Source organism: Nostoc sp., assembly GCF_036917415.1.
Taxonomy (GTDB): domain Bacteria; phylum Cyanobacteriota; class Cyanobacteriia; order Cyanobacteriales; family Nostocaceae; genus Nostoc.
Genome location: NZ_JBALDJ010000071.1, coordinates 32,112 through 54,791 on the forward strand (window position 1 = coordinate 32,112; position 22,680 = coordinate 54,791).

Sequence of the window (22,680 nt, forward strand, 5' to 3'; positions counted from 1 at the left end):
TTTCTTTATACTCTGTTAATGTTATTTTTTCAAAGAGATTTTTTGCAATTTATCTAAGTGCAGCGTATTTAGCGATCGCTGGCGATAAATCTCATAAAGCGCCATACCTGCTGCTACAGAAGCATTGAGGCTGGGAGTTTTACCCTGTAGAGGAATCGATACTAAAAAATCACACGAGCGTTGAGTTAACATACTCAGACCTTCACCTTCTGAGCCGATTACCAAAACGATTGGACCAGTAAAATTGACTGTATGCAAAGGTTCGCTGCCACTTGCAGCAGTACCGTAAATCCAAAAGCCAGCTTCCTTTAATTCTTCTAAGGAACGGCTGAGGTTGACAACTCTAGCTACAGCAAAATTTTCTAAAGCCCCTGCTGCCACTTTTATAACAGTGGAAGTAATTCCAGATGCCCTTCTTTGAGGAATCACCAATCCTTGAGCGCCTATTGCTTCGGCAGTGCGAATAATTGCTCCCAAGTTGTGGGGATCGGTAATTCCGTCAGCCACAACAATTACAGCATCGGTTACAGATTTACACTGCTCAATTAGATCGGGCAATTCGATGTAAGCGTAGGGAGCAATTTGTGCTGCCACACCTTGGTGATTAGCCCCATTAGTGAGATAGTCTAAACGCTTGGGTTCAACCTCATCAATAACTGTGCCATTTTCCTTTGCTTGCAAGAGAAAATGGTGAAAGCTGGGATCGTACCGTAGCCGGGTAGTAATCCAGAGACGGTTGAGATTACGCTGATTTTTCAATGCACTCAATACTGGATGACGACCGTAGATAAGATCGCTATCTTCTTCTATCGCTTGTGTAGATACAGACGGCTGGGAGAAGTTGCTATTTCGTTGTCGAGAGTTCCCAGAGATAGTGTTGCCATCTATTTTATTGGGATTGCGATTCGGATTAACAACAGAGATAGTGTTGCCATCTACTTTTCTGGGATTGCGAGTTGGATTTGCAACAGAGATGGGGTTGCTATCTATTTTTCTCGGTTTACCAGTCGGATTAGTAACAGAGATGGGGTTGCTATCTATTTTTCTCGGTTTACCAGTCGGATTAGTAACAACACGCTTACCTTTAATTTTTACGGGTTGTCCCCGATTTAGTTCGCTAGAAGTCTTGACTTTTCTGGGTTTATCCTGCATTTGAGTTATGGATATAGCGTATGGTTGATCGTTCCGATTACCTCAATTTTTGGAATTTAATCTAGTGTTGTGGCTACTGCGAAATTGAGTTTTCACTCTTTTTCTAGATGAAGTATTTGCAACAGTTCGGTTAGACGTTGGTAATCGGTGATATATAAGTAGCCTATTAAAGTTTCTAGACTAGTTGCCTGTTGATAAATTTCGGGATTAAGTCGCTTAGGGCGTCCTGTTGCGGCGTTTCTACCCCGTCGGACAATTTCTAATTCGGTATCCCTGAGATGAGGAATTAGCGATCGCAAATGTAGCGCTTGTGTTTCTGCTCTTACCTGCTCCACTACCAGACGATGGTAAATTCCTGACCGCTGCAATGGCAGCAGATAGAACATTCTAACATATAACTCATAAATTGCATCCCCCAAATATGCTAAAGCACTAGGAGAAATTTGTTGCACTTGTGAGAGCGAAATCTGTTGGAATGGCCCTGTGGTTGCCAAGAGTGCTTGAGTCCAAGATAAACTCTGTTTGGGAGTTTCATCTTGTCCATCTAATAGCTCTTCCTCCTGTGACTTCACAAATAAATCATTCCTTGACGGGCTACATTTGGCAAGCATTCTTCGCAAAGACTGATTTTTCTGAAGTATGCCATGATAGTATACTTAGCATAATCAATACTATCAAAATTACTTCCTAATTTCATCTTCTTGATTGAGAGTTGGCATTTTAAATCACCTGATGTCAACATCTATAAACCAAATTTTGCCTAATTCTTGTGGTCTGTGCCTAAGTTCGGGTAAAATTGTAGCATCAAATTCACCCTTTTACTTGGTAGCATTGCCATGCTTACTGAGTAAACGACAACTTTTAATTATACAGCATTGAGTCAAGTCTATCTACAAACAAATCTGCTGGCTTTGTATTTTTTACAAATATCTCAGACTTGATTATTTATCCAATATTCTCGCCAACGATTACATACCCAAAAATTGCGTGTCTATATCTTTAGTTATTACTCAACTTTAAACATAATAGCTTAACTGGCTTTATGCCTCTCCCACAAGGAGAGAGGTTTTCTGCCAGAAGTTTTAAAAATTAAGCTATCCGATATTGAATCTGGATAGCTAAATTTAACTCTCAGGCCGAGCAATCAAGACTACTTGACGTTTTCTAGAGCGTCTTCAACTGATTTTTGCAGGGAGAGAAACTTCTCTAGGCGAACAAGCTTGACCGTTTGAGTTACGCGGGCATTTGTAACAATTTGCAAAGTGCCATCGGCAGTTTGAGCCTGCTTGGCTAGCTGCACCAGAGCACCCAAGCCAGAGCTATCAACAAAGTCAATTTGTGAAAGATCCAAAATAATGTGCTTAGGACCCTCGTCTATCTTACTGCCAAGTGTCTTGCGAAATGTCGGCTCAGAAAAAGCATCTAACAAACCTGTGAGGCGGAATAGCTGACAGTTATCCCGGACTTCACGAGTGCCCCTCAGGCTAACGGTTAGATTCAGTGGCTCAGCAATAATTCCCTCCTCATGAGTTAAAGTGAACGCTCAAGTATAGATGGTTTTTGAGCAAATTGTCTACAATCTGTTGGAATAGGGGATTGAGTACTGGATAATGGGGATTGGAAAACTTTTCCCCAGTCCCTAGTCTCCGATCCCCCATTTGCATTTTGCTATTTTTATTTAATCTCAGATGCGACAACTCGACTCTTGCTTTTTGCTCTAATTCCAAATTAAAAATGCATAGTTCAAAAAGAAATCTTTCATTTTGAATTTTTTATTTTTAATTTTGAATTCCCTGGAGGGGTTGACGTGCAGTTCGCATGGCTTGAACAAATTGCTCAAACAAATAATCAGCATCGTGAGGACCAGGACTAGCTTCTGGGTGATACTGTACGGAGAACACAGGTAGAGATTTGTGACGTACCCCGGCAATGGTGCGATCGTTTAAGTTTAGGTGGCTGATTTCTACAACTGCTGTAGGTAAAGAATCTGGGTCAATAGCAAAACTATGATTTTGGCTGGTAATTTCTACCCGTTGTTGTAAGCCGGCAGGCTGATTCAAACCACGATGACCAAATTTGAGTTTATAGGTTTCTGCCCCTAGTGCATGACCTAAAATTTGGTGTCCCATACAAATACCAAAGATGGGTTTTTCACTTAATAGGAGTGCTTTGGCAGTTGCAATCCCTTCAGTGACGGCAGCAGGGTCGCCAGGCCCATTAGAAAGAAACACACCATCTGGATTGTATTTGAGAATTTCCTCTGGTGGTGTATCAGCGGGTACAACAATTACCCGGCAACCATAACTTACTAAGCGACGTAAGATATTACGTTTAACGCCAAAGTCAAGGGCAACAACGGTAAAGGCTTCCTCAAGATTTTCTCCAGTTTCAGAGTTGAATTCCCAAGCTGGAATTGTGGGATCGGACCATTCATAAGCCGTTGAGGTGGTGACTTCACGAACCAGATTCAATCCTGCCATGTTGGGGGCTGCTAGTACCTGTTCTAACAATTCCGCTTCATCGAGAATGGTTGTAGAAATGCCACCGTTCATCGCTCCGAACATCCGAATTTTGCGGGTGAGGGCGCGGGTATCAATGCCGTAGATCCCTGGTATTTGGTTTTGTTTGAAGTAGTCAGGTAAAGATTGTATTGATCGCCAGTTACTTGGACGATGACAAATATTCCGGGCGATCGCACCCCGCACTTGAGGCCCATCTGATTCTTCATCTTCTAGATTGACGCCAGTATTCCCCAATTCAGGATAGGTAAAAATCACAATCTGACCGCGGTAACTAGGGTCAGTCAAGACTTCTTGATAGCCGGTCATGCCAGTGTTGAACACCACTTCTCCGATCGCGGTTCCCGTCGCACCAAAAGACCAACCGCGATAAGTGGTTCCATCTGCTAGGACAAGTAAAGCTGGTATTGAGTCAGTTAAGGGCATAGGTGATAGGATTGGGGATTGGGGATTGGGCATGGGGCATTAGAAAAACTCTTATCGCCTATTCCCCATTCCCCATTGCTTAATACTGCGATTGTTAATTATCCCATGAGTTGAGCAATTGGGAGTTTTTAAGATAGTTAATTAAAATTAAAAGGGAATTAAAGTAGCGGGAGTGGATTTGACAAAGCTTGGGCAGTTAAAATTAATTATGCTTCAGTTTTTTTTATCCCGTGCAACCCTAATTTTTGTATCAAGCACTCTAGCGGTTTTGTGCGTTGCCTGTAGTGAAGACAAACTGAACACCGCTACTGGTGGCGATGAGCAACCTACACCAATTGGGGATCTAGCACCAGTCAAGCCTAGCGTTGAATCAGTAAGACCAGCAGCTACCCCAGAAGCGCAGCCGCTAGATCCGTTTGAAAGTGAACCAAGTCTTTTTGAGATGGGACGAGACAAAGCTGTTGGCGCTTGGAGTATCAGTCAATCGGCTCAATCCCCAGATGATTGGAAATTGGTGGCGAGTCAGTACCAAGATGCGATCGCGCTGATGCAAAGAGTACGGCGACAAAGCCCAGAATTTACGATCGCTCAAACCAAAATCACGGAATATCGCCGCCAAGTTAAATATGCCCAACAGCAAGCTAATCCTCGCTCTGTTGCAGTTAAAGTACCTCATAAAGTAGTAGTTGTTGTTCCCCACAGAGAAACTATACCAAAGTTCACCTTAGCTCCACGAGAAACAAAACCGTTATCACCAGAGCCAGGTTTGCCGTCATCAGCAGTGGTGATTCCCGATGAAGCAGTATTTACAGCCCCGATAAAAAGGCGAATTGGTGGTACGCCGATTGTGGAAGTCACCTTCAATGGCCAGCAGCAATTTGAGATGATTGTGGATACGGGAGCGAGTGGTACTGTCATCACCCAAGAGATGGCCGATGCTTTGGGAATCGTCACAGTGGGAAAAGCTAAGGCAAACACCGCAAGTTCCAGAGCGGTAGAATTTCCTGTGGGCTATGTTAATTCGATGGCAGTTGGCGGGGTAATAGTCAATAAAATACCAGTAGCGATCGCAGGTGCGGAACTAGAAACTGGACTTCTAGGACATGACTTTTTTGGCAACTACGATGTCACAATTAAGCGTAATGTCATAGAATTTCGCCCGCAATTGCGATCGCAAATCAATTCCCCAGAAACTCCACTAACTGCTCCAACTTCGTCCAAGCAGCCCCACTTTGTAGGATATCCTTAGCGATTTTAATCCCCTCCGCGTGATCGAGAAAGGCGATCGTACCCGCTACTTGCAGTGCCAACGACGCATTTAAGGCAACTGCGTCCTGTTGTGCTTGAGTTCCCTTACCTTGGAGTACAGCCTTGAGAATTAGTGCATTCTCTTGGACATCTCCACCCCGAAGCATACCTATGGGAGCAGGTGTTAGATCCAAATCTAAGGGATTAATGGTAGTTAACTGCACTTCTCCATCTGATAACACCGCCAAGTCAGTTTCATCTCCCAGCCCCGCCTCATCAAGTTTTTCTCGCCCGTGCAGCACAATCGCCTTTTCCTTACCCAAATTCTGTAAAGCTTCGGCAACAGTTGCCAAAAGTTTGGGAGTAAATAAGCCCACTACCTGCCCAGTTGGACGCAAGGGATTTACTAACGGACCGAGCAAATTAAAAATTGTGCGCACTTTCAAAGTCCGCCGTAATGAGGCAACCGCCTTGAGTGCTGGATGCCAACCAGGGGCAAACAAGAAAGTGATCCCAACTTCTTGTAGTGCTGCTTCTACTTTTTCACTAGAGGCACTTAAGTTTACACCCAAGGCTTCCAATACGTCTGCACTTCCTGTGAGACTTGATGCGGAACGATTGCCATGTTTAGCAACGGGTACGCCAGATGCAGCGGCAACAAATGCAACTGCTGTAGAAATATTAAAGGTTGATGACCCATCTCCACCAGTGCCACAGGTATCAATTAGGGGGATTGGGGATTGGGTAGATTCTTGCCCAGTCCCCAGTCCCCAGTCCCCAGTCCCCAGTTTTGATTGAGATTGTAATACTTCAGCCATGCCGGTCAACTCGTCGGCAGAAATACCTCTAAAGTTCAGCGCTGTTAATATAGCCCCTGATAACTCTGGGGGAACCGCTTCACTGAGCCAACCTTGCATCAATTCAGCAGCTTGAGTACGGGATAAAGATTGGCCATCTATTAATTGTTGCAACAGAATATACCAATTAACAGAAAATTCTTGAGCAGGGATTGGGGAAGTTGCCATAGCTAAGGTTTTTGTAGGTATGGGAGCCATCCTACCGAAAAATGAGAAAGTAGCAGCCAAGCTTGGGAAACTAAAATCCCAACTTTTTGCTGTTCTTGGGAGTTTACATTTAAGCAATTACTTATGTATTATCTAAATAGTTAAGCGTTTGCTTAAATATATGGTTAATAGGAATGAGTAGACCTGCTGCCAGTGCGGATATTTTTGTGGCGATCGCAGATCCCACACGCAGGGCGCTACTGGATCAGTTACGTAATGGTGAGCAACCAGTCAAAGAACTAGCCCAGCCATTTGCCATGAGTTTGCCAGCGATTTCTCAGCACTTACAGATTCTTTGCGAAGCAGGCTTAGTGCAAATGCGAAAAGCAGGGCGACAGCGTTTCTATCGGCTAAACCCGGAGCCATTGAAACAGATATCTGAATGGATTGCTCATTACGAGCAGTTTTGGCAAGAAAAACTCGACGCCCTTGGCAATTATTTGGAGGAAAATTGATGCTCCGATTGAATATGGAAGTGTTCTATCCCTATCCTCCCCAACGGGTTTGGCAGGTACTCACTAACCGCGAGGCATTAGCAACGTGGTTAATGGAAAACGACTTTGAGCCGCGTTTGGGACACAAATTCCGATTTGTGCATTCGACACTGCCGGGGTTGGAAGGAGAAATAAACTGTCAGGTAATTGAACTTGATGAGCCAAGACGAATGGCATTCACTTGGCAAGACAGTATGATGTGCCAGCCTTCAGTTGTTACCTGGACAATTCAACCCGTAGTTGGGGGTACGAAACTTCTACTCGAACATAAAGGTTTGATTCAAAAAGCCATCAAGCTCAATGAACCAATGGAACTTTCCCAACCGTGGCAAGGCAAGTTTATGTATGAGTCCAAGGCAGGGATGCAGACAGTAATACCAAATAATCGCAGCACCGTATTCTCATCAATACCAGTTGGTAGATATGAGGCATTAGATAGTATCGTTCTTAGTTATTTTCTTAATGGTGGATGGAACTACAGTTTACATGAAAAACTACCGCAAATCTTAGCTACACTCTGCACAAATTAAAATGGAAATTCACATATTACACGTCAAGAATTACATTTAAATTCAAAGCTTGGCAACATTATTATTTGTGGTTAGACGAGTATTAGCCAAGTCAAATTAAATTGAGCTTTTAGAAAATTCAATATGACTAAACAGACTTTTGTTGACACAGAAGCTGAAACATGGTTTGAGTTTCAGCCTATTCCAGGTACAAAATTATTGCCATTAGCTGAACCAGTGCCAAAAGGTTCAATTCATAGACTAAAAATGATTGCTGACACAGTGATTCCAGCTCACTATCATCCTTGTGATGAATATGTTTATGTTCTGAATGGAACTATTGAAACTGCTGGACGTGAATGCAAAGCAGGAACATTTTGGTTTACGCCTGCTCATACCCAGAATGGGCCTCACAAAGCAATTACGTCCGTTGAAATTATTACAATTCGTCTTGGTGAGATGGGAAGATTTGAGGAGTTATAAAAATCCTAATTTCTTCAAAAAACAGCCTAATCATTTTATTAATAACTATGTTTTGAATGAAAATTTTATCTTAATTGGAGATATCAAATATGAATTCTCAAATTCCAATCAGCATCCCAATGATTATTCAACAGTCAGAAAGAGGGGAGCGAGCATTAGACATTTATTCACGCTTACTTGCAGAGCGAATTATCTTTTTGCGAAATGAAGTTACAGACGAGACAGCTAACTTCATCGTTGCCCAAATGCTATTTCTTGATGCTGAAGATCCAGAACGAGATATCACATTGTATATTAACAGTCCTGGAGGTTCGGTGACAGCAGGAATGGCTATTTACGATGCCATGAATCAAATTCGTTCGGAAGTATGTACTGTATGCATCGGTATTGCTGCCTCAATGGGATCGTTCTTGCTTGCTGCTGGAACTAAGGGTAAAAGATATGCTTTACCAAATGCTCGAATTATAATTCATCAACCATTAGGAGACGCTCAGGGAAAAGCATCTGATATTGAAATTGCAGCCAAAGAAATTTTGTATTTCCGCCAATTAATTAACAAAATACTCGCTGCCAATACTGGTAAATCGTTAGAGCAAATTCAACTGGATTCTGAACGGGACTTTTTTATGAGTGCCGAAGAAGCAAAAGCTTACGGTTTAGTTGACAGTATCATCTTGAAAACATCTGCATCTATTTAATCTGCAAACAACTCTAATATCGACAAACAGTAATGGAATGGAAACCAAAATGAAAATACTCATTATTGGTGGTACAAATTTTATTGGCCCTTCTGTAGTCCGTCAAGAGTTGGGATACAAAGAAATTGTGCCGTTAGATGAAGCATTGCGGCAAACTATTGACTGGCAGCGAACTCATTCACTTCAAGAACCGCAGCCGTTTGCAGTACCTTGGTTGCTGGACTATGCAATAGAAGATGCGATTTTGTCTAAATTCCGTTGAACTTCATAGTTAGTAATGAATAGCTCTTTTCCTTTAGCTGCACCACTTTGTTTATAGTTATTCATGCCGTACTGTAATTCCCACTCTGAAATATTAGCCCATTGAAAATTTTCTAGAATTTGCGTTGAGTTGTCGTAGGTAATTAGCCAGCGATGATCGCATTGTTGCAAAACTTCAGCAAATCTCTGATGTTCAAAAGAGGTGTGCAAGTGACCATCTTTACCATATAGCTTTGATTTTTTAGCGCTAAAATATGGTGGATCTAAAAATAAAAATACATCTTTTTCTGCTGGTTTTAATAGCTGGCTGTAATCCAAATTAGTAATTTGGACATTGTTTGATAGAATATCTCCTAACTTTTCTAATCGCTCTATTGAAGAATCAGTAAAGCGCTTATGAAAAGCTTCTTGTGAAAAACCACCTGATTCTACAGTTCCAGAAAAAGTAATTCTGTTAAGGACAAAAAAACGAACGGCTCTTTGTAAATCAGATAAATTATTGACATCTACCTTCGTCAATTCTGCAAAAAGCAATTTGCCATCTGTATATTTAACTTTAATATACCGAATCTCTTTAACTAACTGAGCTATATCAGATTGGGCAAATTTCCAGAATAAGAAGAGTTCGTGGTTTAAATCGTTAATCCAAATCTTGATATCAGGAAACTTTTGTCTTAAATAAATGAATACAGAACCACCACCCACAAAAGGTTCTCGAAATTCAGAAAAGCTTTCTGGTAAATATTCAACTATTTGATTAATTGCTTTTGACTTACCACCAGGATATCGTAGAGGGCTTTTGAGCATAATTAGAAATCGTCTCGATATCTGGATTTTCTAACAAATCAATAATAAATTGCAGTGCTGCTGTACGTGGAAAGCGACGAACCTAAGCTAGTACAATAAACTCTGCTAAAACATAGCTGCTTAGTTTATTGACAACACATAACCTTTTAATCCTAACCATCACCAGCATATTAACGCAAAATTACGTATACTTAATGTAAGCTAGCTAAATAAATTTTATTTTTGAGCCAATTAAATGTTGCAATTTCGTAAAAATCTGTTACATTACTTTACAGGCAGTTATAACTGTTACAACATAAAAGCTCGGAGTATTTTTTATGGCAAACGTTAAAAAGACTACGCCTTCGGTTTCAGAAGATCCTAATGCTTTGCGCTGGGGCTTCACTCCTCAGAGCGAAAACTGGAACGGTCGTTTTGCAATGATTGGTTTTTTATCTGTTGTTCTACTTGAAGTGTTTTCTGGTCAAGGGATTTTACACTTCTGGGGCATCCTTTAGATTTAAACGTTTTTACCTTCATTAGATGATGAGGCAAGGCGGGGATTAGTAAAATTGTCTGCCTTGCCTCATAATCTCAAGAATTAGAAAACTCCCCAGCAACTAGCGTGATGAGCGAAAAATTACACGACCTGGAGATTCTTCTTGATTAATTCGCGCATATACCCGAAGACAAGTTAAGACTTCGCCAGGAATACCACCACAGTCTAGTTGTAAGTCATCCTTGCATAAAGCACAAATATCTGCATAAAGTCCCGATAATTGGCGAATTCGCACTTCATTACCTGCATTAATCGCTTCATCAGCGACTTTCTTCAGGATACGCCGTGATTCATGTTGTAGCTTTCCCCACCAAGAATAGCGTTCAGCAGGTGGTATAAAGATTAGGGAATGTATAGCCTCGTCCATGTCAATCCAGGCACGGAGAATTGACAGAGTATCAGTGTTTTTCTCTGCTTTTTGGGTACGTTGGAAGCGATCGCTTAATGCATCAATATATTGATCGCGCTGTTCTGGTTTGGAGTGTAAGGAAATGACATCGAAGCTAAAAACGCTCTTTAAAGCATGATGTAAATCTGGGTCTATTTCGATAAAATTCATATATAAAAATAGGAATGCTGCTGGTAAATCAGATGCATTACTTTGAGTAACTAGAGGATTTGAAAGTGCTTGTTGATACAAGCTCAATCCTTGAGTTTGAACAGTTCCACTAAGACCGGGGTAGATAATTTCATTACGGATAAAGGGAAGCTGAAAAAGGTTAGAATTATCTGCGATCGCACCAACTTCTTGAGCTAAATCTAAGGTGCGCTGTCGCCAAGATGTGGCCAAATCTTCTGGGACTCGCAGCAACTTACGTTGAATCTCATTCCACAAATCTGAATCTGTTTGGCTTTGCAGTTGGGAATTACCCAAATAATGACTAAGTTCTGAGTCAGAATCGAAAGCTTCTCGGAGTTGACTTAGTTTTAACTCATCTGGCGCATCTTCCCAACCAGTATTTTGCTGTGGCGGTGCAGGTTCCAATAAGTAATGAAGTTCTTGCAGCACCTCATCACATACCTCAACTCCTGGATCTAGTGGAAATTCTGCACAAGCCTGATTTAGAGTAGCCTCCAGTCCATACAGACTAAACCGCAGTAACCGGGCTAACTCCGAGTTTTCTATCTCTAATAATTGACGCAAGTGCTGCATGAATATCACCTCCAAATATTACCTATATATGATTCATAACGAATTAAACTTGGCAAAACTCTGCGTTACTCTGCGCTAACCTTTGCGTTCCTCTGCGTTTAAAAATATTAATTTTTTCAACGCAAAGGGGCGCAAAGTAAACGCAAAGGAACGCGGAGGTTTAATACAAGAGTTAATGTATGCCGCAAAATGGATCGCGTTCTTTATCAACTTCATTAGGTTGCAACTCTAATTCAGCAAGATAAATACATCCTTCTTCTTTCAGGCATTCTTGATTTTGTGATGTCCAGTAAGGCACTTCGCCAGCGTGCATCCTTAGAATACCTCGATCGTCGAGAGTTACACGATATTGGCAAGGGTAATCTGTGGTTACATCTGGTTTACTGAGTGCGCCAATTCGTATCCATTTTTTGCTGTTGGTTTCAGCATCTGTTTGATAAACATAGAAAGTGTGCTGTCCAGTTTGCGGAAAGGGAGGTAAGGGATTACTAATTAACCCAATTCCTGGTTGCGTCACCCCATCGCGCAAATAATGAAATTTGTGAAACGTTTTACTACCATCATTTCCGACTTCAAATACAAGATGATAGGCATCTGGTTGATCGACAGTTGCTGATTCAATCACATTGACGGCAATATCACCATCATTTAAGTCTTTATTGAAGTGTTCTACAGCAATATTCCAGTTTAATTTACCATCAGCAAATAGTGCTGAAGTTTCTGAAACTACCGATTCTAAATCAATGCCAGAAATATCAATTAAATAATGGGGATTTCCCTGACAAAGCAATACGTTAAATTCAAGGGTTTGGTCAATCTCAAACTGGACTTTGATTTTTTTCAGAAACTCTGCTTCTGGCATTTCCAGTTGATTCATGAGGTTTTTGCCGTCAAAGCTTCCCCATAGTCGTAAATCTCCTTCTTCGTAATCCTGACGGTAGATAATATTAGTTAATTGTATGCCTTGCCAATGAGTACGAACTTTAGCAACAGTTTCCCAAGGTGCGAGTTGATAGAGTTCCTGTCCAGCTTTGAATATAGTTAGTAAATCGTTGCTTTGGGTTTTGCGTTTGAAGTTACAGGGCAAATAATAAAACAGGTTTTTGACATCAATTTCTAGCTGGTTGGCTCCCTTACGCAGCAAGCTTTTGGACTCTTCTGGATCGAATCTCAATCTTCGTAGCTTTTCGGCATAGCAAGCCCCGGCAGAGGTGGCTAGCTTGGTAAATTCCAATACAAAGGTAATCCGTTCTGGATTCCAGACAAAATATGGAGATTTACTAAATTCTTGGTAGATTTGGCGCTGTACTACATCTAAATTACAAGTTTTTCCAGACAAAATTAACCAATCAACTTTTTGGGAATTCCAAGAATCTTTGGTGATATCATCGGGACGCAAGCGACTTTCCATTAATCCTTTGGCAATACCGATCGCTTCTTTAATTCCAGAAGCGGCGGCTCGTTCAAATTGCTGGTTATCTAAGGTGACGCAGATGTTATTTGGATCTTTGACTTGCAATTTAACGGCACTTTGGGTAAGCAATTCGGAAATTTGCTGCTCAGAAAGTGTGAAGGTTAATAGAGAATTCTCTGCTGGTGGCTTTTGCCCAAGTTTAAGTTTAGCTGCTTCTGCATAATCCCAGAGAATATAAAAAGATTGCAGACGTTGAGGTGCTTGTTGCCAACGAGTCGGCAATACTTTCTCGGCAGTATCTAGGGCATCTTTGTAAGCAATATCGCCTTCTGGATTCTCTCTATCCAGACATTTTAAAAGACTGCCAGTTTTAAATTTGCCTTGTTCTAAAAAACGCTCGTTTAACTCTGAGTTAATTAAATCTTCTAGTTTTTCATTTTCTAGATCGCCGATTGTGACTGCTGTCAACAAAAAGTCTGCGATCGCAACCTTTAACAATCTAAAAATTCGCAGTGTGATTAACTCCCCACCTAGCTGTAAATGACCAGATGAACCTAATAGTTTGGGGGTAAGTTTATAGTAACGTCCTCCTAAACCTCGGTCTTCATAATCAGCAAAAGCTGGGGTTTTATCTTTTAAAGTCAGTTCAATTAAAGCTAAGTCTGTGGTTCCCCCACCAATATCCAAAACGAGAACATTTTGTGACCATTTGTTTCCTACTTGGCGACAACGGGTTTTGAATGACTCAATCCCAATGTTGAGATTACCGCCAAATTCTCGCCATAAAAAGAATATTGCCACAGAAACGGCTTCATCATAAGCAGTTTGCACATCATCGATTCCTAACTGCTCAACCAGTTCTCTAACTTCCTTACGAACAACTGGTGGGGCGACTGTTGGGTAGGTGACAACTGCTGTTAAAAAATCTCCTTCAGAAAATCTGCGTCGTGCGTGTTGGCGGTAGTCTTCAGTTAACTCGATTAAATGCGCCCAAGCAGATTGGATCAGTTGGTTGGCAGTAATTGTTTCTTCTTCGCCATCTAAAATAACTGAAAACGATCGCTCCTGACCAAAATAGCGTTTGGGTGAATGGTGAAACCTGCTGATAATTTCCTTTAAAGAACCGCTTGTACCTTGAGCGATCGCTTTTTTTCTGTTATCTCTAGCTTCCCTACCCATCCGCAGTTTTAAGTCTTCTAAGTGCGAAATTTCCGACTCGCTGGGAATTTCCGTATCGCGGCGATCGATATCCAGCACAACTGGGATCAGATTTTGCGACTCTAGGGTAGGGACGCGGAACACCTCATGATAAATTTGGTAAAGTTTTTTGCTGACAGCCCGACGGAATCTCTCGCTGTTTCCTAAAGAAAGTTCAATTTGGCGAATTGCTTCTAAAAATCGCTCTTTATTATCACTTTCAAATACTTCACTCAATCTTCTTGGTTCTATCTCCAGGTTTTTGCTAATTTCTCCAATAAACTTTTCCCAATCATCAGCGCTGATATCTGGTAAAGCCAATGAGGCGGGAGAACTTAGCCATTGCGATAAGCGATCGCGCAACCGCATTTCTTGTTCTTTTGGTAAAATTTCTGCGATCGGTACTTCAATTGGATCGAAAAGTGTGACTGTCGAATTCGACGTACCAAAATCTAAAGCAAACCATCCCGGAAATCTTTTTTGTAGTTTCTCACTTGGTTCTTGTTCGCTATATTTGTTGAGTTGAAAAGGGTTCATTATTATCACTTTTTGTTGTTTGTTTTAGCTGGCTAAAAACTGTAATGTTGTATTATAAAATTACAAAATTAGAGAATCTTTGGTCTTGTAGCACTGATTCTCTTTAGCACTGGCTTTTTTATTTGGCGTGATATCTACGTTGGGCTACGCTTTTATATGAAAGGGCGTAGGCGTAGCCCAAACTAGGCGATCGCTATGAAAATTACGGCAGTTACTAAGCTGATGTTGAAGATTCTTGCTCAGTTGCAAGTCTTACTTGTTCGACTTGTTCGATAGTTAAATCAAGTAACTCGGCAATCTCTTCTATAGAAATACCATAAGCTAAGAACCGAGGTATAAGTTCAAGTTTTGCTTGTTCTCGTCCTTTTTCTCGTATTACTTCTAGTGCTTGTTTTAGTCCTTCTTGTCGTCCTTCTTCTTTAGCTTCTTGATAAACCCTAGTTTCTTGTAACTTAATTTCAAACATCACCTTTACCTCTTCACTACTTAAGTTGGCAAATTTATAACCAGTAATTGTTGTGATTACTCAGCTGCAAGTCTTACTTGTTCAATGGTTAAATTAAGTAATTGGGCAACCTCTTCCATCGACATACCACGAGCTAAGAACTGAGGTACAAGTTCAAGTTTTGCTAGTTCTCGTCCTTGTTGTAGTCCTTGTTGTAGTCCTTTTTGTAACCCTTGCTGTAGTCCTAGTTCTAGTCCTAGTTCTAGTCCCTCTTGTTTAGCTTCTTGATAAACCCTAGTTTCTTCTAACTTAACTCCTAACATTGCCTCTACCTCTTCACGACTTAAGTTGGCAAATTTATAAACTGCAATTGTTGTGATTACATCTATTATCTCCTCCTTAGCTAAGATAGTTATCTGTTCTTGTTGCACCCGCTCAATTAGACGTTTCGCTTCTTGCACCATTTGAGTCTCTGAGGCAATAGTCAACTGCATCAAACTAATACCTACTTTTTGCTCATCAGGACTACCTAACTCATCTAAATAAATCCGTTGTACTTGAGAACTGTTCAGTAGCGATCTGTGAATAGTAGTGTTTTCCGGTTCCAAGCTGCGAGACTGTAAAATAATTACCCCGTACCAGTCATCGTAAAGCGACGGATTGCGATACATATACAGCATGGACTCTGAGAAAAAGCGATGGTATAGTAACTCATCCTTTTGGAATTGTACCTCAGCAAAAAATATCATCTGAGATGTTGCATTTGGTGGAGGTAAAAATACCCCATCAATCCGAAATGTTGGTTCTTTAACTTCAACTGATTCAAAGCGATAGCTACTAGCTTCTGCTGGTGGCTGTTCTACTAACTCGAAAAACAATCCTGGGACACGCTTGAAAATTGCATAAAAAATCGCATCACGTCTCACAAATACATCCTCATATTTCTTACCCGATCGCAATCAGTCAATTTCTGAGTTTGCTCATCTCAAATCATCTAAATAAGAAACAGCAGCAAGTTCTGAAATAATCTGCAACCAAGTAGGAATTTGTATTTCAGATGGCAATTCTCCAGCCGCTAGATATCTCAGCAAAGTTTCTTTTTTTGAAAGGTTTTGTAAACTAGGAATAATTTGATCCAAAATACCTTCTAGCTCGGCATTAATTTGCTGATTAACTTCGCTGACATACTGCACAAGATGCAGGCTGGCGCTAGCAGTAATTTCATCTCGTAGTCGCAGTACTAAAAGCTGATGATTAGTCGATCTGGGTAAGCCTTGGCTTTTCTCTGGTGCCCAATCAAATATTTGACCAACGTTGTGTTTTTCGTCTTGACGTGCTAAGGGAAAAATAATTTCAGGTGCAACAGTTTTGTCTTTACTAGTAATTTCCGAGATGATTGCTTCTTTCCATTCGTTAGGATCGCATCCTAGTAATAATTTGTAAAATAGATCGGCATCTTCAAAACCAAATTTTTCTTCGATTTCTTGTTCCATTTCTGGGTGAAAAAATACCTGTAATTGTTCGCGTTCTGGGGCAATATAATTTGAGAATTGGTTCAATAAATCTACCACTGCTTGCTGAATGCGATCGCGGGCAAAATCTTCTACTTCTTTAACGGTTTTTTCAAATACTGGATAAAAATCATCACTTTTAGTCGGAAGGGAAGTATTTACGCGGTTTCCCCGATCGAATAATTTTCCAGCTGCACCTTTAGATTCTGCCAGAGCGATCGCTCCATTATTGGCTTTGTTGAAGAGTAAAGTCCACTGGTTCCAATTGAGGATTCTAAAGGTGAGTTCGTCTTTAACTACATCGCTGACAACAACACCGCGCCGATCTTTGAGTGGTTCTTTCCCGATATCTTTTTGAAAATTTCTGTAGATTTTATCTAAGCTTTCGACCACAAAGCGTAACTCGATAAAAGCGGGACTATCACCTGTGGGGATACCTTGCTCGTGAATTTCATCTATGATGTCCTTCAAGTGATCTTGTTGCTGACTCACCACATCAGCAGCTCTTTTAGTATCTTCATGCAGTTGCTTCAAACCATGAGTAGCTACGTGAGTTTGAATCAATTCCCGCAGCTTACTAAGTCCCCCATCTTGAACAAAGTAACCCAACTGTCTGCCTAAATAGCTACGGGTATCAGATTCTAGCAGATGTTTACTTAAGCGCTCCCATTTATCTTGTAGCCGTTTAGACCGATCTAAATAATCAGGATAGTCTAAGTTAGCCAAAAACTCTGGTGAACCAGCTTTCACGCTACTAGAACGTTTTGCTAATTCAGTCAATCCCAACAGTGGCGACAGTAAAACGATGCGGTCTTTTTGGGTTGTAAACGCTTGTGCACCATCAATGGTAGTTTGCAGAACTTTGAGTTTTTGGAGAACCGTTTCTTCCTGCAAATATGAGCTATCTTCAATCAATTGGTCAAGTTCTCTTTCGCCACCCTCGCTATCTAGGGGTAGTTGATCGAAACGACCCACACCGACGAGAATTAAATCTTTCAGGTCTTGTCCCGGTCGCTGCTGCTGCATCATGGTGAAAATTTTATTGGCGCGATCGCTTCCGGGAGATTTACCATTTAGCAATACCAAAATTGTCTGTACTTCTGCCAATTCCCGCAGTGACAAAAAGGTATCTCTAGCCCCTGAATTAGCAGCCCCCAATCCCGGAAAGTCAATCAAAATAAATTTAGCTGCATCTGCAAAATCCCAAATTTCCCGTGAGATTTTTACATCGATATCTACGCGGCGGATCAGTGGGAAACTGTTTTGCAATAACTTTGTTGGTAGCCTCTGGGGTGGACTTGGTAATCGGATGTGTGCTGGGGGTAGATCCTCAAATTTCAGAGTTTGGATTGCCATTGGCTGTTCGACTAGCTGTAGCCCCTCACGAGCGGTGATAGCATCAATCTGGTAGTGCCCACCACACATAACTTCCCCATAAGCTTGATAAGCCCGTAGGAATAATACCAACTCCCTCAGTAAATAACGTAGCTCTAAATTGTTACTGCTATTCCATGCTTCTTCACACCAGCTAATAATATCGTTGCCAGAGTTGAGTTTCGATACTGGTATAGGAGGAAGCCCTGCTGCTGTTGTGCGTTTATTGGCTTCCCCTAGCATGAAGCGTAAACACTCATGTACTCCTTCATGAGAAAGATACTCAACCGTAAAGTTACTTAATTGTGTCGTTGCGAAATCGTCTTGCGGGATAATGTGTATGGCGGTAACATTACCTGTAGTGGGGTTTTCACTGACTGGCAAAGCATCTGCATATCCAATTAGACTGCCTAAAAGTAAGGTTTTTCCACTACTAAATTCCCCCATCACACCAATTTTGACAGGCGAAGTTGCCAGGTCTACAGTTTTCTGGGCAGCCGATCGCAAACGAAGAAGACAGTCATCAAGACTAGCTGGAACCCAATCTTCTTGTTTTGAAGGGTGTTGGGGCACAGAATCTATCTTTCGGAGGATGAATTCGCCGTACTCCTTAAAACGGCCCAGTTTATCTGGTTCCATAAAGTAGTTTCCGCCTAACATTAATTTCTGTGAGCTTTATAACATATAAAATGCGATTACCAGCCATTGTTGCAACGTCTTGATATCACATTTAGCATTTCTCTCATTTAATTTGCGATTTTGCTATAGCAATCCTAAATCAAACGCGCAGATTTGTGAATTCTGTTTTTGTTCTTTTTTCCTTGGCGTACTTCTCTACGAGATGCTGCGCGTACACTTAGTATCTTGTAAAGAAGACAGTTCGTCATCATCCAGATTTCTTATAACTCAGATAGGATTATTGCTATATAAGGCATTTTGACTAGTTAAGACGATTTAAAAAATTGGGTTTTGTTGGGAACAATAAAAAAGAATACATCCATCATCATCCAGGATTAAAAATAAATAAAGTTGGCTTTTATACCACTAATTGGTTGGAAACTGCTTAATACAGATGTGGCGATCAAACTCTTTTATACCCCTGATTTTAAGCAAATTAGAGCCATCAGCCAGATTCTAATTCATGCTGAATTCTTCTTGATAAAAAATCAATATTTATTTGGGATGAAAATCTTGATTATTGTGAATTTATGATAAAGATGTAAACGCCTTGCAGATAATCATAGAGTTTCCGTAAAGCTAAATTAGGTTTTGAGAAATGTAATTACATAGCTAAAATGAATTTCTCAGTGATTCTAAAAAGAAACAAAGTCAAACAAGATGACTAATATCTAGATAGTTTAAATTTCGCAAAAAATGCTGGAGTTAATCTTAATGATAACTTCAGCATTTTTTCAATTTATTTACACTAAAAGAGGAATTACTGCATATATAAAAATGAATAAAGTATTAAGATCGTTAGCGGGTTGGCATAAAAAAGATTATATCCATGTATTAAGAATTATATTTTCAGCAAGTTACCTTGATAATTTAGGCAGAGCAGGCAGGCAAAAGTGTTTTCTAAAAAGGTGCAGAGCTACGTTAACCAAATCATCGTTGAAGAGGAAGAAATACAACAGGATGAAAAAGTATTTTGCCAGCAGGCGGATATTGCTCCTCTGATGATTTGGATGTCTGGATGCAATGCACTTTACTGTTATTTCAATTCTAATTGGCTAAAATTTACTGGAACACGTCTAACAACAGCTGCGTCTGCATTTGCGCCAGAAGAGGAAATAGGCAATATTTGGACTGGTAGCGTCCATCCAGAAGATAGACAGCTAGGCGAAGATATATACTTGAGAGCATTTGCGACGCATGATTCCTTCCAGAGACAATATCGCCTGCGTGGAGCTGATGGTGAATATCGCTGGATTTTAGATACAGCCGCGCCACGATTTGCAGCAGATGGTAGCTTTGTCGGTTACATCGGTTATTGTATCGATCTAACAGAAGTGCCGATAGGGATAAGTCAACCTTCCCTAACAGAAAGCTGTTCGCCATCGACAAATTCCTCTCGTCGCCTACGTAAAATTATAGATATAGAACGAACAACAGAGTTAGCTAACGCATTAGAGCAACTGCAAGCTGAAATTACCAAACGCCAACTAGTTGAAGCACAGTTACACCAAAAAACATCAGAATTTGCAGCAATTTTGCAAGTGCTTCCTGATGTGTACTTTCGTCTTGCTGCTGATGGAAGTATTCTGGATTACAACCCAGGAAAGATGCCGAGTCTGGATATTCCACTAGGGGAGTGTCAGGGCAAGAGTTTACGAGAATGCTTACCTACTGCTGTAGGCGATCGCTTCCATCAAGCAATAAATCAAGTACTTGAAACTCAATCTGTAGTCAGTTTTGAATATACCTTACCGCTACCAACAGAAAATAATAATTTTGAAGCTAGGTTATTACCATTACCAGAGCAGCAAATCATAGTTCTGATCCGCGACACCAGCGACAATATCCAAGCAGCCTTAATAGAAAGCGATGCCAAGTTCCGCAGCATTGTGGAAAACGCCAACAACGTTATTTTTGTGTTGACACTTGAAGGGATATTTTCCTACATTTCTCCTAACTGGACTGAGATTTTTGGGCATGAGGTTGCAGAGGTTGAAGGCAAATCTTTTATTCCCTTTATACATCCTGACGATGTGCATATCTGTGCCGATTATTTCCAAAGAATTTTGACAACAGGCAAGAAACAAGAGGCAATTGAATATCGAGTCAAACACAAAAATGGTAGTTGGCGATGGCATACAAGCAATTCATCTGCGATTAAAGACGCTAATGGCAATGTTTTGTACTTCGTTGGTATTTGCTATGACACTACCGATCGTAAAGAAGCAGAAATTGCACTCAGAGAAAGCGCCCAACGAGAAGCACTACTCAATCGTCTTTCTAATCAGATTCGAGCTTCTTTGGATCTCAATCACATTCTGGAAACCGCAGTGCAGGAGATTCACAACTTATTCCAGATCGATCGCTGCGTCTTCTTTTGGTATCGGCAAGATGCTGGTGTACCCTACTGGGAAAAAGTATATGAGGCGAAAAATTTCTTTTTACCCTGCCTGCTTAACCACCCAGAAGCAACTAATGGAGAAATCGAACTAATCGCAGCCAAAACCTTGAACGGAGAAATCATCCGCATTGATGATGCTGAGACTGTGGACGATTCCATAGCACGACAATTTTTGCAGGATTTTGGTTTCACTGCCTTTATGTCGCTGCCTGTACACACCCAATCTGGCGAAATTGGTGCATTTAGCTGTGGTTATTGTAGTGGCTTGCGGCCTTGGCTGGACAACGAAGTAGAATTATTACAAGCAGTTACAGTTCAATTAGCGATCGCCATTGACCAAGCCAAACTTTACACCCAAAGTCGTATCACCGCCCAAACTGCTCAAGACAAAGCCCAGCAACTAGAAGCGGCGTTGCTAGAACTTCAACAAACCCAAGCGCAACTGATTCAAACTGAAAAAATGTCCAGTTTAGGACAGTTGGTTGCAGGTATTGCCCACGAAATCAATAATCCTGTCAATTTTATCTACGGCAATATTAATCACGCCCGTCAATATATCAAGGACTTGCTGCACTTGGTAGAACTTTATCAACAGAACTACTACCCACCAACACCAGAGATCGATCGACAAATCTACACCATTGATTTAGACTTTATCAGGCACGATTTGCCCAAAATTCTCGATTCTATGAACATGGGAGCCGAACGCATTCGGCAGATTGTCCTATCTTTACGCAATTTTTCTCGCCTTGATGAAGACGGTACAAAGGCAGTGGATATTCATGAAGGTATGGATAGCACTTTGCTGCTATTGCAAAATCGCCTAAAAGCCAAACCAGGACATCCCGAAATCCAAGTAATTCGAGACTACGGCAATCTACCACCAGTAGTCTGTCACGCCGGACAGATGAATCAGGTGTTTATGAATCTGTTGACAAATGCGATCGATGTTTTAGAAGAGTCATTTGTCAATAGTCATTTGTCATTAGTAAACAAAACTGAACAAAGGACAAATGACCAACAGAGAAGTCTGAGCGAAGGCTTCAGGCGATCGGAACTTCTCCCAAAGGAGACACTGCGCGAACAAGGACAAATGACTTTTCCACAAATTCGCATTCGTAGCCTTATTCAAGAAGACCATGTAATCATTAGAATTGCTGACAATGGCCTCGGCATGACTGAAGAAGTACGCAAACGCCTATTTGACCCCTTCTTCACGACAAAACCTGTGGGTAAGGGCACGGGTATGGGATTATCAATTAGCTACCAAATTGTAGTCCAAAAACACGGTGGAAAGATCCAGTGTATTTCAGCACCAGGAGAAGGTGCCGAGTTTGTTGTGATGATTCCACTAAAGCAACAACCCTCAATGTAGATATCATATCGTGTCTGGCTAAAGACTTATCATTTAGACCGCAGTTCTTGCAGGAGGCAGCACTTCGGCTACGCTCAGTGACCAAGGAACAGGGGGCAGTGGGAAAGAACTTTTCCGATTTTTGCACAGATTCGGTACAGCAGTTTGCAACAAGCGTGAGGTACAAAACCGAGGACTCAAAAATTAAATTATTCTTCTGCCTCCTGCCTTCTGCCTCCTGCCTTCTGCCTCCTGCCTCCTGCCTCAAAACTAGTGACTTTGTACTTCATCCAAACGAAAACTGCTGTAATCATAAGTGATTAGCCGGAGTTTAGATCGCAGAATAGAGATATGAGTGGAAAAAATGTAGAAACGTAGCACTGCTAACTCTCTAGAAGGGTTCTGGATAACGCATAT

At 41.1% G+C, this 22,680-nt stretch carries 19 protein-coding genes; 8 read left to right on the forward strand and 11 right to left on the reverse strand.

Annotated elements, in window-relative coordinates:
- Nucleotides 1-21: 21 nt before the first annotated feature.
- From rlmB to carA, 4 genes are all read right to left on the reverse strand, one after another.
- Entirely contained in the window at nt 22-1,152 is a 1,131-nt protein-coding gene (rlmB, locus tag V7K41_RS13970; protein WP_334848989.1) for a 23S rRNA (guanosine(2251)-2'-O)-methyltransferase RlmB, read from the reverse strand.
- A gap of 92 nt (nt 1,153-1,244) precedes the next feature.
- Nucleotides 1,245-1,724 (reverse strand): Mini-ribonuclease 3, encoded by a 480-nt coding sequence (locus V7K41_RS13975; protein ID WP_104907787.1) that lies wholly within the window; start codon nt 1,722-1,724, stop codon nt 1,245-1,247.
- 578 nt (nt 1,725-2,302) lie between these two features.
- Nucleotides 2,303-2,668: an STAS domain-containing protein gene (locus V7K41_RS13980; RefSeq protein WP_084227153.1), complete on the reverse strand. Its 366-nt coding sequence runs from the start codon at nt 2,666-2,668 to the stop codon at nt 2,303-2,305.
- Nucleotides 2,669-2,930: 262 nt separating this feature from the next.
- Nucleotides 2,931-4,097 (reverse strand): glutamine-hydrolyzing carbamoyl-phosphate synthase small subunit, encoded by a 1,167-nt coding sequence (carA, locus tag V7K41_RS13985; protein ID WP_334849064.1) that lies wholly within the window; start codon nt 4,095-4,097, stop codon nt 2,931-2,933.
- 208 nt (nt 4,098-4,305) lie between these two features.
- Here carA and V7K41_RS13990 point away from each other — a divergent pair, with 208 nt between their 5' ends.
- Nucleotides 4,306-5,346, forward strand: a complete 1,041-nt coding sequence (locus V7K41_RS13990) for a retropepsin-like aspartic protease family protein (protein WP_334848993.1) — start codon at nt 4,306-4,308, stop codon at nt 5,344-5,346.
- Here the strand turns inward: V7K41_RS13990 and trpD are convergent.
- Nucleotides 5,276-6,370 (reverse strand): anthranilate phosphoribosyltransferase, encoded by a 1,095-nt coding sequence (trpD, locus tag V7K41_RS13995; protein WP_334848995.1) that lies wholly within the window; start codon nt 6,368-6,370, stop codon nt 5,276-5,278. The genes V7K41_RS13990 and trpD overlap by 71 nt on opposite strands.
- A 173-nt stretch (nt 6,371-6,543) precedes the next feature.
- Between trpD and V7K41_RS14000 the strand changes: the two genes are divergently transcribed.
- The 5 genes from V7K41_RS14000 to V7K41_RS14020 all read left to right on the forward strand — a co-directional run bounded on the left by V7K41_RS14000 (nt 6,544) and on the right by V7K41_RS14020 (nt 8,855).
- Nucleotides 6,544-6,864 carry an ArsR/SmtB family transcription factor gene (locus tag V7K41_RS14000; RefSeq protein WP_334848997.1) on the forward strand — a complete coding sequence of 107 codons (321 nt, stop codon included), beginning with the start codon at nt 6,544-6,546 and terminating at the stop codon, nt 6,862-6,864.
- Complete coding sequence (locus tag V7K41_RS14005; protein ID WP_334848999.1) at nt 6,864-7,433, forward strand: SRPBCC family protein; 570 nt, start codon at nt 6,864-6,866, stop codon at nt 7,431-7,433. The genes V7K41_RS14000 and V7K41_RS14005 overlap by 1 nt, the downstream gene beginning before the upstream one ends.
- 123 nt (nt 7,434-7,556) lie before the next feature.
- Nucleotides 7,557-7,895, forward strand: a complete 339-nt coding sequence (locus V7K41_RS14010) for a cupin domain-containing protein (RefSeq protein ID WP_334849001.1) — start codon at nt 7,557-7,559, stop codon at nt 7,893-7,895.
- Nucleotides 7,896-7,984: 89 nt separating this feature from the next.
- Nucleotides 7,985-8,593, forward strand: a complete 609-nt coding sequence (clpP, locus tag V7K41_RS14015; protein ID WP_334849003.1) for an ATP-dependent Clp endopeptidase proteolytic subunit ClpP — start codon at nt 7,985-7,987, stop codon at nt 8,591-8,593.
- A 49-nt stretch (nt 8,594-8,642) separates the two neighbouring features.
- Complete coding sequence (locus V7K41_RS14020) at nt 8,643-8,855, forward strand: hypothetical protein (protein ID WP_334849004.1); 213 nt, start codon at nt 8,643-8,645, stop codon at nt 8,853-8,855.
- Here the strand turns inward: V7K41_RS14020 and V7K41_RS14025 are convergent.
- Nucleotides 8,816-9,661: a DNA adenine methylase gene (locus tag V7K41_RS14025; protein ID WP_334849007.1), complete on the reverse strand. Its 846-nt coding sequence runs from the start codon at nt 9,659-9,661 to the stop codon at nt 8,816-8,818. The two genes, V7K41_RS14020 and V7K41_RS14025, sit on opposite strands and share 40 nt — an antisense overlap.
- 317 nt (nt 9,662-9,978) lie before the next feature.
- Between V7K41_RS14025 and V7K41_RS14030 the strand changes: the two genes are divergently transcribed.
- The gene (locus V7K41_RS14030; RefSeq protein ID WP_334692790.1) at nt 9,979-10,158 is read left to right on the forward strand and encodes a high light inducible protein; all 180 of its coding nucleotides are present in this window, start codon (nt 9,979-9,981) and stop codon (nt 10,156-10,158) included.
- 102 nt (nt 10,159-10,260) lie between these two features.
- On the opposite strand, the gene V7K41_RS14035 is transcribed toward V7K41_RS14030, so the two are convergent.
- The 5 genes from V7K41_RS14035 to V7K41_RS14055 all read right to left on the reverse strand — a co-directional run bounded on the left by V7K41_RS14035 (nt 10,261) and on the right by V7K41_RS14055 (nt 18,469).
- Nucleotides 10,261-11,352: a hypothetical protein gene (locus tag V7K41_RS14035; protein ID WP_334849009.1), complete on the reverse strand. Its 1,092-nt coding sequence runs from the start codon at nt 11,350-11,352 to the stop codon at nt 10,261-10,263.
- A gap of 172 nt (nt 11,353-11,524) precedes the next feature.
- Nucleotides 11,525-14,500, reverse strand: a complete 2,976-nt coding sequence (locus V7K41_RS14040) for a molecular chaperone (RefSeq protein WP_334849011.1) — start codon at nt 14,498-14,500, stop codon at nt 11,525-11,527.
- Nucleotides 14,501-14,714: 214 nt separating this feature from the next.
- Nucleotides 14,715-14,966, reverse strand: a complete 252-nt coding sequence (locus tag V7K41_RS14045; protein ID WP_334849013.1) for an aspartate aminotransferase — start codon at nt 14,964-14,966, stop codon at nt 14,715-14,717.
- 56 nt (nt 14,967-15,022) lie between these two features.
- On the reverse strand, nt 15,023-15,871 hold the full coding sequence (locus V7K41_RS14050) for an Rpn family recombination-promoting nuclease/putative transposase (RefSeq protein ID WP_334849015.1): 849 nt from the start codon (nt 15,869-15,871) through the stop codon (nt 15,023-15,025).
- A 54-nt stretch (nt 15,872-15,925) separates the two neighbouring features.
- A complete protein-coding gene (locus V7K41_RS14055) occupies nt 15,926-18,469 on the reverse strand; it encodes a proteasome protein (protein ID WP_334849017.1) in 2,544 nt (847 codons plus the stop codon).
- A gap of 932 nt (nt 18,470-19,401) precedes the next feature.
- Between V7K41_RS14055 and V7K41_RS14060 the strand changes: the two genes are divergently transcribed.
- Nucleotides 19,402-22,284: a PAS domain-containing protein gene (locus V7K41_RS14060; RefSeq protein WP_334849019.1), complete on the forward strand. Its 2,883-nt coding sequence runs from the start codon at nt 19,402-19,404 to the stop codon at nt 22,282-22,284.
- The last annotated feature ends 396 nt before the right edge of the window (nt 22,285-22,680 follow it).